Source organism: Paroceanicella profunda (genome assembly GCF_005887635.2).
In the GTDB taxonomy this organism is placed as follows: Bacteria; Pseudomonadota; Alphaproteobacteria; order Rhodobacterales; family Rhodobacteraceae; genus Paroceanicella; species Paroceanicella profunda.
Genome location: NZ_CP040818.1, coordinates 2,468,354 through 2,484,172, shown reverse-complemented (window position 1 = coordinate 2,484,172; position 15,819 = coordinate 2,468,354). Strand labels below are relative to the sequence as shown.

Genomic DNA, 15,819 nt, shown 5'->3' with positions numbered 1-15,819 from the left:
GGGGGCGGCGCTCTCGGCTGCGGTTCGGGGCGGCCCGTCCGGGGGGCCCGGGGCACCGACGGCGCGGTGCCCCGGGGCGGCGGGTCAGACCGTCCAGGTGTCGAGGATCACCGCGTTGGCCTTCTTGTGCAGGAGGATGCAGTCCAGCACGTCCTGCGGGGCGATCGGGGTGATGCCGGGCAGCAGCGAGGGCTCGCCATGGCCGTAGAGCGCCTGGAGCGCGAAACGGCAGGCGTAGACCTTGCCGCCCTCGCCCATGAACTTCTTCAGGTTCACCGCGAAGTTCTGGTGCCCGGGGAAGGCCTCGTCGCCCAGCGTGGGGAAGCCGCGCTGGATGCCCAGCGTCACGCCCGGGCCGTAGAGCAGGATGGAGGTCTCGTAGCCCTTCCGGTTCAGGCGAATGGCATTGAGGATGTTCACGAGGCCGATGGAGCCTTCGAAGGCGACGGTGTGGAAGGTGACCAGCGCCTTCTCACCGGCTTCGGCCTTCACGTCCTCGAAGACCTTTTCCTCGTAGTTGACGAAGAAGTCGCCGTCCTTGTGGGCTTCCTGAGTGACTGCAGGCATCTGATGTCTCCTGTTCCTGACTGGGGTCAGGTGCAGGATGTGCGGCGCGCCGGAATGCAGTCAATTTGCAATTCAATCTGCATACAATTTTTTTAACGAAATGCCCGTCCGGGATGATTTTTTCGGCAAAATTCCCTCGCTTCGCCCGCATAATATGCAATTTCTACCCGGGATAACCCGGAATCCGGGCGGCGCATTTCGGAAACATTCCCGAATCATTTGACAAAAACAGCGAGACTCATTCGGCATACAATGATACCTACATACAATCCGCTTCAATTCCCCGGGACATCGCGCTAGAAAGCCGCCCAGGAGGGTCACTGCCTTGATCGACTGGACGCCAGATCTGCCCGACAGCGGCAAGCCGCGCTACATCCTGATCGCCGACGCGATCGCGGAGGACATCCGCTCCGGCGCGCTGAAGTCCGGCGATCGCCTGCCGCCGCAGCGCAAGCTCGCGGCCCGGCTGGGCGTGGATTTCACCACCGTCTCGCGCGCCTATTCCGAGGCCCAGTCCCGCGGGCTGCTGGACAGCCATGTCGGGCGCGGCACCTTCGTGACCGCCGGGTCCGCCGGCGACACCGCCCCCGACCCGGCCCGCGCCGGGGAGGAGGACCTGTCGATGAACATGCCCCCGGAGCCGACCGACCCCGCCCTGCTGGAGAAGATGCGCGAGGGGCTGGGCTATGTCGGCGCCAACCTGGTGTCGCTGCTGCGCTACCAGTCGCCCATCGGCAGCGAGCAGGACAAGGAGGCCGCCTCCACCTGGCTGTCGATGCGCGGAATGGTGCCGCGGCTGGAGCGAATCGCCGTCACGCCCGGTGCCCATGCCACGATGATCGCGGTGCTCTCCAGCCTCTGCGCACAGGGCGACACGGTGCTGTGCGAGCGCATCACCTACCCCGGCCTGCGCAACATCGCGCGCCGGCTCAGCATCGAGCTCGTCGGGCTGGAGATGGACGCAGGCGGCATCCTGCCCGATGCGCTGGAAGCCGCCATCCGCGCCCACCGGCCCAAGGCGCTCTACCTCAACCCCACGCTGCAGAACCCCACCACCCTCACCATGCCCACCGCCCGGCGGCTGGACGTCTCGGAGGTGCTCAACCGCCACGGGCTGCCGCTGATCGAGGATGACGCCTACGGTTTCATCCCCGCCCGCGCGCCGGCGCCGCTGGCGGTGAGCGCGCCGGACCTCACCTGGCACATCGGGGGCCTGGCGAAATGCATCGGCGCCGGGCTGCGGCTGGCCTATGTGGTGGCGCCCAGCGGCCGGGCGGCGTTCAACCTCGCCCAGGCGCTGCGGGCCACGGCGGTGATGCCCTCGCCGATCTCCACCGCCCTCGCCACCCACTGGATCGAGGACGGCACGGCCGAACGCATCCGCCGCTTCATCCGCGCGGAGAGCGCCGCGCGCCAGGCCATCGCGGCGGAGACGCTGGAGGGGCTCACCTTCACCTCCGACCCGAACGCCTTCAACATCTGGCTGAACCTGCCCAAGGGGTCCGGCCGCGCCGACCTGATGGGCCGCATGGCGGGGCGGCATGTCGGCATCATGCCCTCGGACGTGTTCACCGTGAGCGGCGCGCCGGATGAGCATGTCCGCGTCTGCCTCGGCGGCTCCATCACCCGCGAGGAGCTGCAGCGCGGCCTCATGTTCATGGCAAATTCCCTGCAGCAGGAGGCCTGGATGGGCTGACTCACACCCCCGCCGCACATGTGCGCGCGGGTGGCGGCGCGCGATTCCACACGCAACAATGTTACGACTTTAATCCACACCGCGTGCTTATCTTGCGCGACCCTCTTGCCAAGCCTGGCCCTCCGCGCTAGGTTGCACTGCAACAACATCAGCAGGACGTGCGCGCTGCCTCCCGCACCGCAGTCCGAACCGGCGTTGTGCGCTGCACTGCAACCAGGAAATGGCCATGCTCGACAACCAGCCCCGAGGCACGATCGTCATCGAAGACATTGAAATCGGCATGCGCCGCAGCCTGGCCAAGGTTGTGACCGACCGCGACATCGAGCTGTTCGCCGAAGTATCCACCGACCATAACCCCGTCCACCTGGACGATGCCTATGCCCGCGACACCATCTTCGAGGGCCGCATCGCGCATGGCATGCTCACCGCCGGGCTGATCTCGGCCGTCATCGGCGAGCAGCTTCCCGGCCATGGCACCGTCTACCTGGGCCAGACGATGCGCTTCCTCGCCCCCGTGCGCCCCGGGGACCGGGTGGAAGCCACCGTGGAAGTGACCGCCATCGATCACTCCCGCCGCAGGGTGACGCTTGATTGTGCGGCCCGCGTGGGTGATACGGTCGTGCTGAAGGGCGAGGCGCTGGTTCTGGCGCCGAGCCGCAAGTTCGACTGAAGGACGGGGCCGCGACCCCGCCAGGGGGCCATGCGGATCATCCGGAGCACTGCCACGACCGATCCCGCGGAGCGGGGCGCGTCGATCGCCATGGGAAATTTCGACGGCGTCCATCTCGGCCACCAGGCGGTGATCGGGCTGGCGCTGGAGGCGGCCCGCGCTGCCGGCGTGCCTGCGGGTGTTGTCACCTTCGAGCCGCACCCGCGCAGCTTCTTCGCCCCGGACGCGCCGCCCTTCCGGCTGATGAATCCCGCCGCGCGCGCCCACCGGCTGCAGAAACTCGGCGTCGGGCTGCTCTACGAACTCCCCTTCAACGCCGCTCTCGCGCGCCTCACGGCGGAGGATTTCGCCCGTGACATCCTGGTGCGGGGCCTCGGCGTGTCGCATGTCGTCGTCGGGCAGGACTTCCGCTTCGGGCGCGGCCGGGCCGGAGACGCCCAGACGCTGGCGCGCCTGGGCGCGGAGCTGGGCTTCGCCGTGACCGCGGCGCCGCTGGTCTCGGACGGGGACACGGATTACTCCTCCACCGCCATCCGCCAGGCGCTGGAAGAGGGCCGGCCGGCCGACGCGCGCCGCATGCTGGGCCACTGGCACCGCATCGAGGCGCGGGTGGAGCATGGCGACGCGCGGGGCCGCGAGCTGGGCTTTCCCACCGCCAACCTGCCGATCGACGGGCTGCACCTTCCGGCCTTCGGTGTCTACGCCGTGACGGTGGACGTGCTGGAGGGCCCGCATGCCGGCAGCTACCACGGCGCCGCCTCGCTGGGCGTGCGGCCGATGTTCGGCGAGAACCGGCCGAATCTCGAAGTGTTCCTGTTCGATTTCTCCGGCGATCTCTACGGCACCGAACTCTCCGTGGGGCTGGTGGATTTCCAACGCCCGGAGCTGCGTTTCGACGGGCTGCCGGCGCTCATCGCGCAGATGGACCGGGACTGCGCGCAGGCCCGCGCCACGCTGAGCGCGCGCGCGCCACTCTGACCGGTTGGCAGGCGGGGCAAAACCGGGCACCCTCCGCGCCGGCCGGACGGGAGGGGCCGCGTGTGCGTTCAGTGCTGTTCAATCTCTGGCTCTACGGCTTCACCTTCGCCATGGCCGGCCTCGCCTGGGCGCTCAGCTTCGTGGTGGGGCCACGCAGGCTGCGCGGGCTGCTCGGCCTCTGGGCGCGGATCATGCTGGGCGCGGTGCGCCTCATTCTCGGCGCCCGGGTGGAGCTGCGCGGGCGCGACGCCCTGCCCCCCGGCGGCCCGGCGCTCATCGTGGCGAAACACCAGTCCGAGCTGGACGCCATCGCGCTGCTCGCCCTCTTCCCCCAGGCCGGCGCCATCGCCATGCAGGAGCTGGAGGGCTACCCGTTCGTGGGCCGGGTGATCCGCCGGCTGGGCTACATCCTCGTGCCGGTCTCCGGCCCGCCGGCCGGGCGCAGCGCCGCGGTGATCGACGGCGCGGCCCGGGTGCACGCGGAAGGCAGGCCGGTGCTCATCTATCCCGAGGGCACGCTGATGAGCCTCGGCGCGCGCGAGCGCTACCGCACCGGCGTCTGGCGCATCTATGACGCGCTGGGGGTGGAGGCCACACCCGTCGCCCTTTCCGTGGGCGTGATCTGGCCGCGGCGCGAATGGGAAAAGCACCCGGGCACCACGGGCGCCGTGGAATTCCTGCCGCCCATCCCGCCGGGCCTGGCGCTGGAGCCCTTCATGGCACGGCTGGAGGAGACCATCGAGACCGCCACCATGGCGCTGATCGAGGAACATGCCGGCCCGGAGCGGGCGGCCCGCGCCCGGGCGCTGTACGCCGCGAAGGCGCCGAACGAGGATTGACCCCGCCCGCCACGCACCCCATTCCGGGAGGGGGACCGCCCGCACACGCAGGAGACGCCGCATGACCGATGCCCCGGAGCAGGAGCCCAGCCAGTTCGCCCTGCTGCGCCTCAGGCGCTTCTGGCCGCTGTTCTGGGTGCAGTTTCTCGGCGCCTTCAACGACCAGTGCTTCAAGACCGCCTTCGTGGCGCTGCTCACCTGGCGGCTGGCGCGCGAGCGCGGGCTGGAGGGGGAACTGGACCTGCTGGTGCAGGTCTCCGCCGCGCTGTTCATCCTGCCCTTCGCGCTGATCTCGCCCACGGCGGGGCTGATCTCCGACCGGGTGGACAAGGCGGTGATGATGCGCTGGGTGAAATTCGCCGAGGTGGTGCTGATGGGGCTCGCCGCCCTCGCCTTCCACGCCCAGAACGTCACCCTGCTGTTCGTGCTGCTGTTCGCGATGGGGGCGCAATCCGCCTTCTTCGCGCCGATCAAATACGCGGTGCTGCCGCGCTACCTTGCCCGGCGCGAGCTGGTGGCCGGCAACGGGCTGGTGCAGGCGGCGACCTTTCTCGCCATCATCCTCGGGCAGATCGCCGGGGCGAAGCTGGTGCTCACGGCGGACGGGGTGACGGTGGCCTCGCTGGCGGTGATCGGCATTGCGCTGGTCGGCTGGCTGGCCTCGCTGCGTGCCCTGCCGGTGCCGCCGCTGGGGCCGGCGCCGAAGGTGGACTGGCTGCTGCCGCGCGCCATGGTCCGCTCGCTGCGCGACGGGGCGCGGGCGCCCGAGCCGTTCTTCGCCATCCTGCTCTCGGGCTGGTTCTGGTTCACCGGCGCGGCGGTGCTGAGCTTCATCCCGCCGCTGGCCAAGGAAAACCTGCACGGCACGGAGGACGTGGCCCTGCTGCTGCTGGTCACCTTCTCGGTGGGCGTGGCGCTGGGGGCGCTGGCCTGCAACCGCATCCTGCGCGGCGAGGTGAGCTACCGCACAGCACCCTTCGGCGCGCTCGGCATCCTCGCCGGCATTGCGCTGTTCCGCGCCGGGCTCGCCGGCTACGGCGCCGACATCGCGCCCGACGCGCCGCTGATGGACGGGGCCGCCTTCCTCGCGCGCGGCGACGCCTGGCCGCTGCTGACGGGCTTCACGCTGATGTCTGCGGCCGCGGGGCTCTACGTCGTGCCGCTCTCGGTGATCTACCAGGCCACCTCGCCGGAGGGCGAGCGCGGGCGGTTCGTGGCCTGCTCGAACGTGGTCGATTCGATCTCCATGGTGGGCTCCGCGCTGCTGGCGATCGGGCTGGTCGCGGCGGGGCTGGCGCGCGAGGACGTGATGGTGATCTTCGGCCTCACGGGGCTTGTCGCGGCGGCGGTGATCCTGCGCCACCACCGTGCCGGGCCCGATCTCTCCTCCCCCGAGCGATGAGACTGGAATCGCACCGCAATCCGGCTTAGAAACGGCCATGTCCAAGCTTCGCCCCGCCTTCTGGAACACCGTGCCGCTTCTCGAGATGACCTCGGAGGAGTGGGAAGCGCTGTGCGACGGCTGCGGAAAGTGCTGCGTTCTCAAGCTCGAGGACGAGGAGACGGGCAAGGTGCACTACACCGACGTCGCCTGCCGGCTGTTCGACGATTCCACCTGCCGCTGCAGCCAGTACGCGCTGCGCCAGTCCCTGGTGAAGGGCTGCGTGGTGATCTCGCCCGACAACCTGCCGCAGATCCGCGACTGGATGCCGAAGACCTGCGCCTACCGTCGGCTCTCCTACGGCGAGAAGCTGCCCTACTGGCACCCGCTGCTGACCGGCGATCCGGACAGCCCCTTCCTTTCCGGCAACTCCGTGCGCGACAGCACCGTTCCGGAGTGGGACGTGGACGAGGACGACCTGGAAGATCACATAATCTGGAGAGACATCTGATGTGGTTCAGCTCTGACAACGCAGGCCCCGTGGCCCCCGAAGTGATGGCCGCGCTGGCCGCCGCGAACGCCGGGTACGCCGCCTCCTACGGAGCCGATCCGCTGATGGCACGGGTGACCGCGAAGATCCGCGAGGCCTTCGAGGCCCCGGAGGCCGCGGTCTACCTCGTCTCCACCGGCACCACGGCCAACGCGCTGTCGCTCGCCATGCTCTGCCCGCCCTGGGCCACCGTGTTCTGCCATCGCAACGCGCATATCGAGGAAGACGAATGCGCGGCGCCGGAATTCTATACCGGCGGCGCCAAGCTCACCCTGCTCGACGGCAAGGACGCGAAGATCGCCCCCGAATCCCTCGCCCGCGCGCTGTCCTTCACCGGGCGCGGCGGGGTGCACAACGTGCAGAAGGGCGCGCTGTCGCTCACCAATGCCACAGAGAACGGGGCGATCTACACGCCGGCCGAAGTGGCGGAACTGGCCGGGATGGCCCATGCCGAGGGCGTTCCGGTGCACATGGACGGCGCGCGCTTCGCCAATGCGCTGGTGCGGCTCGGCTGCACGCCGGCGGAGCTGACCTGGAAGGCCGGGGTGGACATCCTGTCCTTCGGCGGCACGAAGAACGGGCTGATGGGCGTCGAGGCCGTGGTGATGTTCGACCCGAAGAAGGCCTGGGAATTCGAACTGCGGCGCAAGCGCGGCGGCCACCTGTTCTCCAAGCACCGCTATCTTTCCGCGCAGATGGACGCCTATCTCACCGACGGGCTGTGGCTGCGCCTGGCGGCCAGCGCGAATGCCGCCGCCGACCGGCTGGCCGAGGGGCTGCGCGCCCGGCAGGCCCGGCTGCTGCACCCGGTTCAAGCCAACGCCATCTTCACCGCCTTCCCCCGCGCCAGCCACAAGCGGGCGCAGCAGGCCGGGGCGCATTACTACTTCTGGCCGTTCAACCAGTCCCTCGAGGGGCCGGATGACGAAATGCTGTCCTGCCGGATGGTGTGCAACTGGTCGACCACGGCCGAGGATGTGGACGCGCTGCTCGCAGCGCTCTGACGTCGCGCCCCCGTCCCGCGCGACAGACAGCACGTGCCGGCACCGGGGCCTGGCCCTGCCCGGCGGCGCATCAGGCAGGCAACACCAGCCCTGAATGCTCCGCCCCCGGTGGCGGAGCGCGTGCCGTGCCCCGGACCGGTGGCGGAAAAGGGTGGGAGGGCGCGATTCGGGCGCCCCCTCGGATGAGATCAGCTCGGACGGGTGTTCTTGCGAATGTCCGTCAGGTAGTCGGCCAGGGCGCCGCAAAGCTCCTCCATCTCGCCGAGAATCCGGTGCTGGGTGACCCGGTCATTGCCCGAGAGCTGATTGCGCATCTCGCGCGTCAGCGTGTAGAGCCGCGACACGGGGGGCGACATCTCGCTCACGCAGTCGCGCGCGAAGCCCTGCATCCGGTCCTGGGCGGCTTCAGGCAGCGCCTCGGGCGGGAAGGAGGCGCGGCCGCGTTCCACCAGGCCATGCACCATTTCCGCGAAGAGCTCCGGGCTCAGCCGGTCCTTCTGCACGAACTGGTCCATCCCGGCCCAGATCGCGGCATCGGAGAGGCCGTTCTCATCCTGCCCGCTGAGCATGATGACCGGCAGCCCGCGCTCCGACAGGTCGAGCGCGAGGCCCAGCCCCTGCCCGTCCGGCAGGAAATTATCGAGCAGGATGAAGTCTATGGGCTGCGTATCGAGAGCGGTGCGCGCCTCCGCGATCGTCGTGGCCTCGAGGAAGGCGATGTTGATCCCGCTGCGCTCGGCCACATAGCGCACGCGCCTGCGATCAAACCGGCTGTCATCCACCAGCAGGCAGGACAACTGCCGCTCCGCCATTCCGATACCCAGCAGGTCGGAAGACCTGCTCACCTCAACTGGACTTTCCCTCATAGGACCCTCCCGGAATGCAACCTCACGGGGACTCTAGGCCCGGGGAAGTTAAGGAAATCCGAAGAGGGGGGCCGGGCAGCGGGGGCCGCCCGGCGGCGAGGAGCGGGTCACTCCTCGGTGATGCGCCCGTCGGTGTAGGGCTTGTAGCTGCCGGAGGCCTCGATGAACTTCGCCACCACCTCCTCCAGGCCCGGGCCGTAGTCATAGGCGTTCATGCCGTCCTCGGCGAACACCTTGTAGCCGTCGCCGCCCGAGCGCATGTAGTTGTTCGAGACCACGGAATAGGTGGTTTCGGGGTCGATCGGGGCCCAGCCCTCGCCATCCGCCACCATGACGGACTTGATGCGGCTGCCGGCGGGCGCGCCGCGGTTCCAGGTGTATTTCAGCCCGGCGACCTGCGGGAAGCGCCCGGCGAGTTCCTCCACCTGGCTCACGCCGTTCTCCAGCGCCGCGACCACGTCCGCGCCCTTGAGCTGGAAGGTGGCGAGCGTGTTCTGGAACGGCAGCACGGTGAGCACCTCGCCCATCGTCACCTCTCCCGCGTCGATGGAGGCGCGCAGGCCGCCGCCGTTCGCGATGGCGATGGTGACACCCTGGTCCTTCACGCGGTCGAGCATCGCGTCGGCCACCAGCACGCCCATCTCGCATTCGGAGATGCGGCAGCTGTCCTTCGAGCCGTCGATGGGAGCCGCGGTGGAGCCGATCACCTCGGAGCGGATCTCCTCCAGCGGCTTCGCCGCCTCGGCGATGCGCTCCTTCACCGGCCCGTCCTCGACGACATTGCCGTCCATGATGAGCGGCTCGCCGGTGGCGGAGGTGACGTTGCCGTCATCGTCGAACACCACGTCGAGCTTGCCGAGGAACTTGCCGTAGGCATAGGCGGAGACGATGGCCGTGCCGTTGACCATGGTCGGGTACGGGCCCTCGGCCTTGTCGGAGGTGTTGGAGAGGAAGGTGTTGGTGTGGCCGCCGACGATCACGTCGATCCCATCCACCTCCGCCGCCACCTTCTGGTCCACCTTGTAGCCGGAATGCGACAGCACGATGATCTTGTTCACGCCCATCTCGGCGAGCTTCGCCACCTCGCCGCGCACGGCCTCGGAGGGGTCGGAGAAATGCACGTTCGGGCCCGGGGAGGCCAGCTCGTCGGTGTCCTGCGGGGTGAGGCCGATGAGGCCGATCATCTGCCCGTCCTTCTCGATGACGGTCGACTTCTTCAGCACGTCGGAGAGCTGCGGCTCCGCCGAGATGTCGGCGTTCGACATCAGGATGGGAAACTCGAGCGCGTCGATGAAGCCGCGCAGCACCTCGGGGCCGTCGTCGAACTCATGGTTGCCCACGGTCATCGCGTCATAGCCGAGGCGGTTCATCATCTCCGCCGCCAGCTTGCCCTTGTAATAGGTGTAGAACAGCGTGCCCTGGAACTGGTCGCCGCCATCCACCAGCAGGGTGTTCGGGGTCGCCTCGCGCTGCTCCGCGATGGCCGTCGCCAGGCGCGCCGAGCCGCCGAAGCACTTGCCGGCGGTGTTGTCCTCCTCACCGCAGCCGCTGTCGTATTTCGAGATCGGCTCGAAGCGGGAGTGGAAGTCGTTGGTGTGCAGGACGGTGAGACGATACTCCGCATGCGCCATGCCGGCCATCATCGCGATGGCGGAGCCGATCGTGAGGGTTCTCGCGAGCTTCAAGACAAATTCTCCCCTGTGTGCGTCCGGGGCCTTCCGCAGGCCGGATAACGGGATGGTGAGCGAGGGCCCGGCTCAGGTCAAGCGCGCGCAACCGCAAGGGGGGGGGGCCGCGCCGGTCACGACAGGTTCACGCGGACTTGACCTGCGCCGCCTCGGCGGGTCTTCTGAAGGTCCTGCCGTTGCGGAGCCCTGTCCCTCGATGTCCCTGCCGCGTTCCCGTTCCCTCCGCCGCGCCCGGCCCCGGGCCGGAGCGGCGTGGCCGCGCGCCGGGCGGTCGGGCGCGTCCCCTCACCGCCTTCTCCCCCGGAGCCGGACCGGGGCCGCCGCCGTCGCGCGGCCGGCCCGGTCATCGTCATCGCCATCCTGACCGGCTCCCCCATCCCGCCCCTGCCGGAGTACCGGACATGCCTGCCATATCCCCGCCTCGTGCCGCGGTCGCCTGCGCCGCCCTCGCGCTGCTGTCCGCCTGCACCCCCGCCCCGCAGAACATCCGTGCGGGAACCGTGGCGGTGGAGACGGTGCGCCCCCGGGCCTACATGGGGCGCTGGCGCAGCGGCGAGAGCTTCACCGTGATCTACGCCGTCACCGAGATCTCCGGGCGCGCCGCGGTCTGCGGCGCCTGGTCCTACTTCGGCAATGCCACCAGCACGCATTATCCCCAGCTGCTCAGCTCGATGCGGGTGGACATGGGCGACGACCGGCTGGTGAGCAACCTCTCCTACTTCACCGCAACCGGCGTGGCGGAGCCCGGCACGGTCGACACGCCCACGCTGAGCTGCGCGCTCTCCGAGCTGCCCTGGCAGCCGGGTTATGCCACGCAGCGCCCCGAAATCTCCGCCAGCCAGCACAGTTTCAACGGCTGAGCCGCCGCCTGTTCCGCCATTTCAGTCGATCATCAGGAGTGACCATGATTACCCCCCGATCCCTTTCGCGCGGCGCCGCCGCCCTCGGCCTCACCGCCCTCGCCGCCCTGTCGGCCTGCGCGCCGGCGCACCAGAATGCCGGCACCGTGGACATCAGGTCGGTGGACGCGCATGGCACCATGGGCCGCTGGACCACCGGCGAGAGCTACACCATCGTCTACGCCGTCACCGAGACCGCCGGGCGCACCGCGGTCTGCGGCGCCTGGTCCTACTTCGGCGGCGGGCCCAGCATGCACTACCCGCAGATGCTGCGCTCCATGTACGTCTACATCGGCGACGAGCGGCTGATGCAGAACATCGAGTTCTTCAATGCGACCGGCAAGACCGAGCCCGGCAACCTCGGCGAGCGCACCCTGAACTGCGCCTTCTCCGACGTGCCGTGGCAGCCCGCCTTCGCCACCACCGCCCCGCGCCTCAAGCAGGGTCAGACGACCTTCGTCGAATGACCCCGCCCCCCTGTCCCTTCCAGCCCCTGCGAGACACCATGCCGGCATCCCCCCTCTCCTGCGCCTTCACCGGCCAGCGCGCCGCCCCCTGCACCGCGGGGGTGCCGGGAACCGCCCCCCGGACGCCCACGCCGCAGGCACGGGCACAGGCGCGGCCTGCCCGCCGCCTGCGCGGCGCGGCCCTGTGTGCCCTGGCGCTGCTTGCCGGCTGCGCCGGGTCCACGACCCCGGGCGGCACGGTGCAGATAAGCGACGTGCACGCCTACCGGAATGTCTTCAGCTGGAACGATGGTGGCAGCATGACCTTCTACTACGCAGTGGTCGAGCAGGACGGCGTCGCGGCCGTGTGCGGAGCATGGTCGCGCGCCGGGAAAGGGAGCAGTGTGCCGGATTACGAGTTCTTCGGCGCGCTGGCGGTTGACACGGCCGGCGACCGGCTGGTGCGGAACCCGGATTTCTTCCTGTTCACCGGAACCGCCGAGCGGGGAGAGATCAACGGGACCACGCTGGCCTGCGGCAAGACCGCGACCCCCTGGAGCGAGGCCTATGCCGCCACCACGCCCGAGCTGGTGATGATCAAGACCCGCTTTCGCTCCTGATGCCTCATGCGATTGCGGGGAGCCGTCATTGACCATGGCTCCCCTTCCACGCTACGGATGTATCAGCATGCAATGCGGACCGTTCCAGAGGACATCGCGATGAACCAGCTCACCAACACCCAGACCCGTGACGTGGAGGCTCTCCTCCACCCCTACACCAACGCCCGTCAGGTGCGCCTCGACGGTGCGCATGTGATCGAGCGCGGCGAGGGTGTGCGTGTGTTCGACCAGGCTGGCAAGGGATACATCGAAGGCATGGCCGGCCTGTGGTGTTGCGGTCTCGGCTTCGGCGATGCCGAGGTCGCGGATGCGGCGCGCGAGCAGTACGGCAAGCTGCCCTACTACCACCTGTTCGGCGGCCGCTCGCACGAGCCGGCGATCGAGCTGGCCGAGAAGATCAAGGACCTCGCCCCGGACATGGCCCGGGTCATCTACCAGTCTTCCGGCTCCGAGGCGAACGACACCCAGATCAAGCTGGTCTGGTACATGAACAACGCCCTCGGCCGGCCGGAGAAGAAGAAGATCATCTCCCGCAAGAAGGCCTATCACGGCGTGACCATCGTCTCCGCCTCGCTCACCGGCCTGCCCTACAACCACCGCGACTTCGACCTGCCGGTGGACGGCATCAAGCACACGTCCACCCCGCATTTCTGGCGCGAGGGCAAGCCGGGCGAGACCGAGGCCGAGTTCGCGAAGCGCATGGCCGAGGACCTGGAAGCCCTGATCATCGCCGAGGGCCCGGAGACGGTTGCCGCCTTCATCGCCGAGCCGGTGATGGGCGCGGGCGGCGTGATCATCCCGCCGGCGGGCTACTTCCCGGCCATCGCCGCGGTGTGCAAGAAGTATGACGTACACATGATCGCGGACGAGGTGATCACCGGCTTCGGGCGCACGGGCGAATGGTTCGGCTCCGACACGCTGGAGATGCCGCGCAACTCCATGTCGCTGGCCAAACAGCTCACCGCCGGCTACGCGCCGCTCTCCGCCGTGGCGATGGACTCGCGCATGGCCGAGGCCATCGAGTCCAACTCCGGCACCATCGGCACCTTCGGGCACGGCTTTACCTATGGCGGCCACCCGGTGTCCTGCGCCGTGGGCGCCAAGGTGCTCGACATCTACCGCGAGCGCGACATCGTCGGCCAGGTGAAGAAGATCGCCCCGCTCTTCGCCACCAAGCTCAACGCCTACAAGGACCACCCGCTGGTCGGCGAGGTGCGTGCGCTCGGCCTGGTGGGCGCGCTCGAGCTCACGCCGGACGGAACCGCGACCCCCTTCGAGCAGCCCGGCAAGGTCGGCGCGAAGCTGGGCACGGAGCTGCTGGCGCGCGGCGTGATCCTGCGCTCCATCGGCGATTCGATGGCCTTCTGCCCGCCGATGATCATCACCGAGGCCGAGATCGAGGAGATGTTCGCCCCGATGGAAGAGGCGCTGGACGCCACCTACGCCTGGGGCAAGGCCGAAGGCTTCGTGAAAGGCTGAGCCCCTTCGCGACACGTCAGGAAAGCCACGCATGCCCCTGATCTACAAGATATGGCGCGCCCCGGAATGGGACGCGCTGACCGCCTCGGGCAGCACGCGCGGCGCCCCGGTGGACCTTGCGGACGGCTTCATCCACTTCTCCACCGCCCCCCAGGCGGCGGAGACGGCGGCGAAGCACTTCGCCGGCGCCGAGGGCCTGATGCTCGCCGCCCTCGAGGCCGATGCCCTCGGCCCCGAGCTGCGCTGGGAGCCCTCGCGCGGCGGCGCGCTTTTCCCGCATCTCTACCGCCCGCTGGCGCGCGAGGAGATCCTCTGGTGCCGCCCGCTGCCGCTGGGCCCCGACGGCCGCCACATCTTCCCCGAGCTTGCCTGAGCCACCCCGGGCCGCCCCGCGCGGCCCGGTCACCCTGCCGGGAAACACGGGCCGCCGAGCCACCCTGGCCCCGCTCCCTGTGCCGGCACCGCCACCCCACGCTCCGCTGCCCCGGCCGCAGCGCCGGGGCCTCCCGCCATCCATCGGGCCGCTCGGCACGCGCGACGCGCTCCGCCGGCCCTCTCCCCGCACCGCCCCGGCCATGACCCCGACGAGAAGGACACCGGCCGCCCGCCTCTTGACCCCGGGCCCCGCTCCGTCCGATAGAACGGCACCCCTGCCGCTGCCCCGGAGCCTGCCCATGTCCGCCTTCCTCGAACGCGCCGGCCTGCCGCTGCTGCGCCGCCTCGACCCCGAGACCGCCCACGGCCTCGCCATCCGGGCACTGCGCCTCGGGCTCGCGCCCGCGCCGGGGGCGATCACCTCGCCGCGCCTGGCCACGCGCCTTGCCGGGCTGGACCTTGCGAACCCGCTGGGCCTCGCCGCCGGATTCGACAAGAACGCCGAGGCGCTGGCGCCGCTGCTGCGCGCGGGCTTCGGCTTCGTGGAAGTGGGCGCCGTCACCCCCCGCCCGCAGCCGGGAAACCCGCGCCCGCGCCTGTTCCGGCTGGAACAGGACGTCGGTGTCATCAACCGTTTCGGCTTCAACAACAAGGGCATGGAGGCGATGGCGCAGGCGCTGGAAGCCCCGCGCCCCGCCGGCATCACCGGCCTGAACCTCGGCGCGAACAAAGACAGCGCGGACCGCGCGGCGGATTACGTGGCGCTGATCGCGCGCCTGGGGCCGCTGGTGGATTTCGCCACGGTGAACATCTCCTCGCCCAACACGGAGAAGCTGCGCGACCTGCAGGGCCCCGCCGCCCTGCGCGCGCTGCTTGACGGGGTGCTGGCGGCGCGCGCCGCCCTGCCCCGGCGCATCCCGGTGTTCCTCAAGATCGCGCCGGACCTCGACGTCGCGGCCCTCGCCGACATCGCCGCCACCGCGCGCGAAACCGGCATCGACGCCATCGTGGCCACCAACACCACCCTCGCCCGGGACGGGCTCACGAGTGCGGCGCGCGGCGAGGCCGGCGGCCTCTCCGGCCAGCCGGTGTTCGAGCGCTCCACGGCGGTGCTCTCGGAGCTTTACCGGCTCACCGGGGGCGCGGTGCCGCTCATCGGCGTGGGCGGCATCGGCTCGGCGGAGCAGGCCTATGCCAAGATCCGCGCCGGGGCCTCGGCGCTGCAGCTCTACACGGCGCTGGCCTACCGCGGCCTGTCGCTGGTGCCGACCATCCTCACCGGGCTGGACGCGCTGCTGGCACGCGACGGCTTCGCCACCGTGGCGGAGGCAGTGGGCGCCGATCACGCCTGAAGCCCCCCGGCTGCCCGGGCGACGGCCCGCCGTCCCGCCCGCGCGGCATGGCTGCTCCCTGCCCGCGTGGAGCTGTTCGCCTGCAACGCGGCAGGGCGCTTCGCCTGCCACGTCACGGGCCGTTCGCCTGCCGTGCCACGAGCGGGTGGGCCGCGACGCAACCGGCGGTTCGCCTGCAACTCCGCCGGCCGTTCGCCGCCAACGTCGCGGGCTGTTCACTGCAGCGCCGCCGGCTGTTCGCCCGCAGCGTTGCCGGCTGTTCGCTTGCACTGCGGCAAGGCAGTTCTCGCCCCGCGCGGCAGGCTGATTCGACGCCAGCGCGGCCGGACAGGTGGATGGCGCCTCCGCACCGGGGCCCGGCGCGCGGCGCGGCTCCCGGGCTTCGGGCGGCACTTGCCCGGCCCTCCCT

General features: G+C 70.0%; 16 protein-coding genes. 13 read left to right on the top strand and 3 right to left on the bottom strand.

Translation table 11 applies throughout. The annotated features are described in order from the left end of the window. Nucleotides 1-84: 84 nt before the first annotated feature. Nucleotides 85-567: an MSMEG_0572/Sll0783 family nitrogen starvation response protein gene (locus FDP22_RS11105; RefSeq protein WP_138572949.1), complete on the bottom strand. Its 483-nt coding sequence runs from the start codon at nucleotides 565-567 to the stop codon at nucleotides 85-87. Nucleotides 568-892: 325 nt separating this feature from the next. On the opposite strand from FDP22_RS11105, the gene FDP22_RS11100 reads away from it, so the two are divergent. From FDP22_RS11100 to FDP22_RS11070, 7 genes are all read left to right on the top strand, one after another. Continuing rightward, the gene (locus tag FDP22_RS11100; RefSeq protein ID WP_138572947.1) at nucleotides 893-2,263 is read left to right on the top strand and encodes an aminotransferase-like domain-containing protein; all 1,371 of its coding nucleotides are present in this window, start codon (nucleotides 893-895) and stop codon (nucleotides 2,261-2,263) included. A gap of 226 nt (nucleotides 2,264-2,489) precedes the next feature. Continuing rightward, on the top strand, nucleotides 2,490-2,933 hold the full coding sequence (locus FDP22_RS11095; protein WP_138572945.1) for a MaoC family dehydratase: 444 nt from the start codon (nucleotides 2,490-2,492) through the stop codon (nucleotides 2,931-2,933). A 30-nt stretch (nucleotides 2,934-2,963) separates the two neighbouring features. Next, nucleotides 2,964-3,911 (top strand): bifunctional riboflavin kinase/FAD synthetase, encoded by a 948-nt coding sequence (locus tag FDP22_RS11090; RefSeq protein ID WP_138572943.1) that lies wholly within the window; start codon nucleotides 2,964-2,966, stop codon nucleotides 3,909-3,911. A gap of 62 nt (nucleotides 3,912-3,973) precedes the next feature. Then, nucleotides 3,974-4,750, top strand: a complete 777-nt coding sequence (locus FDP22_RS11085; RefSeq protein ID WP_138572941.1) for a lysophospholipid acyltransferase family protein — start codon at nucleotides 3,974-3,976, stop codon at nucleotides 4,748-4,750. 61 nt (nucleotides 4,751-4,811) lie between these two features. Beyond that, nucleotides 4,812-6,152, top strand: a complete 1,341-nt coding sequence (locus tag FDP22_RS11080; protein WP_170317663.1) for an MFS transporter — start codon at nucleotides 4,812-4,814, stop codon at nucleotides 6,150-6,152. Nucleotides 6,153-6,189: 37 nt separating this feature from the next. After that, nucleotides 6,190-6,642, top strand: a complete 453-nt coding sequence (locus FDP22_RS11075) for a YcgN family cysteine cluster protein (protein ID WP_138572937.1) — start codon at nucleotides 6,190-6,192, stop codon at nucleotides 6,640-6,642. Beyond that, nucleotides 6,642-7,685: a threonine aldolase family protein gene (locus tag FDP22_RS11070; protein WP_138572935.1), complete on the top strand. Its 1,044-nt coding sequence runs from the start codon at nucleotides 6,642-6,644 to the stop codon at nucleotides 7,683-7,685. The genes FDP22_RS11075 and FDP22_RS11070 overlap by 1 nt, the downstream gene beginning before the upstream one ends. Before the next feature lie 188 nt (nucleotides 7,686-7,873). Here FDP22_RS11070 and FDP22_RS11065 read toward each other — a convergent pair whose 3' ends face one another. Together FDP22_RS11065 and FDP22_RS11060 are read right to left on the bottom strand one after the other, a co-directional pair. Beyond that, nucleotides 7,874-8,530, bottom strand: a complete 657-nt coding sequence (locus FDP22_RS11065) for a response regulator (protein ID WP_170317662.1) — start codon at nucleotides 8,528-8,530, stop codon at nucleotides 7,874-7,876. Between the two features lie 128 nt (nucleotides 8,531-8,658). Then, entirely contained in the window at nucleotides 8,659-10,194 is a 1,536-nt protein-coding gene (locus tag FDP22_RS11060) for a bifunctional metallophosphatase/5'-nucleotidase (RefSeq protein ID WP_138573327.1), read from the bottom strand. A 446-nt stretch (nucleotides 10,195-10,640) separates the two neighbouring features. Here FDP22_RS11060 and FDP22_RS11055 point away from each other — a divergent pair, with 446 nt between their 5' ends. The 6 genes from FDP22_RS11055 (at nucleotide 10,641) to FDP22_RS11030 (ending at nucleotide 15,410) form a co-directional block, all read left to right on the top strand. Next, entirely contained in the window at nucleotides 10,641-11,099 is a 459-nt protein-coding gene (locus tag FDP22_RS11055) for a hypothetical protein (protein ID WP_138572931.1), read from the top strand. Nucleotides 11,100-11,143: 44 nt separating this feature from the next. After that, nucleotides 11,144-11,605, top strand: a complete 462-nt coding sequence (locus FDP22_RS11050; protein ID WP_138572929.1) for a hypothetical protein — start codon at nucleotides 11,144-11,146, stop codon at nucleotides 11,603-11,605. Between the two features lie 38 nt (nucleotides 11,606-11,643). Continuing rightward, entirely contained in the window at nucleotides 11,644-12,204 is a 561-nt protein-coding gene (locus FDP22_RS11045; protein WP_138572927.1) for a hypothetical protein, read from the top strand. Between the two features lie 72 nt (nucleotides 12,205-12,276). Continuing rightward, a complete protein-coding gene (locus FDP22_RS11040; RefSeq protein WP_239031750.1) occupies nucleotides 12,277-13,683 on the top strand; it encodes an aminotransferase in 1,407 nt (468 codons plus the stop codon). A 31-nt stretch (nucleotides 13,684-13,714) separates the two neighbouring features. Further along, on the top strand, nucleotides 13,715-14,056 hold the full coding sequence (locus tag FDP22_RS11035) for a DUF952 domain-containing protein (RefSeq protein ID WP_138572925.1): 342 nt from the start codon (nucleotides 13,715-13,717) through the stop codon (nucleotides 14,054-14,056). Between the two features lie 301 nt (nucleotides 14,057-14,357). Beyond that, nucleotides 14,358-15,410 carry a quinone-dependent dihydroorotate dehydrogenase gene (locus tag FDP22_RS11030; RefSeq protein ID WP_138572923.1) on the top strand — a complete coding sequence of 351 codons (1,053 nt, stop codon included), beginning with the start codon at nucleotides 14,358-14,360 and terminating at the stop codon, nucleotides 15,408-15,410. The last annotated feature ends 409 nt before the right edge of the window (nucleotides 15,411-15,819 follow it).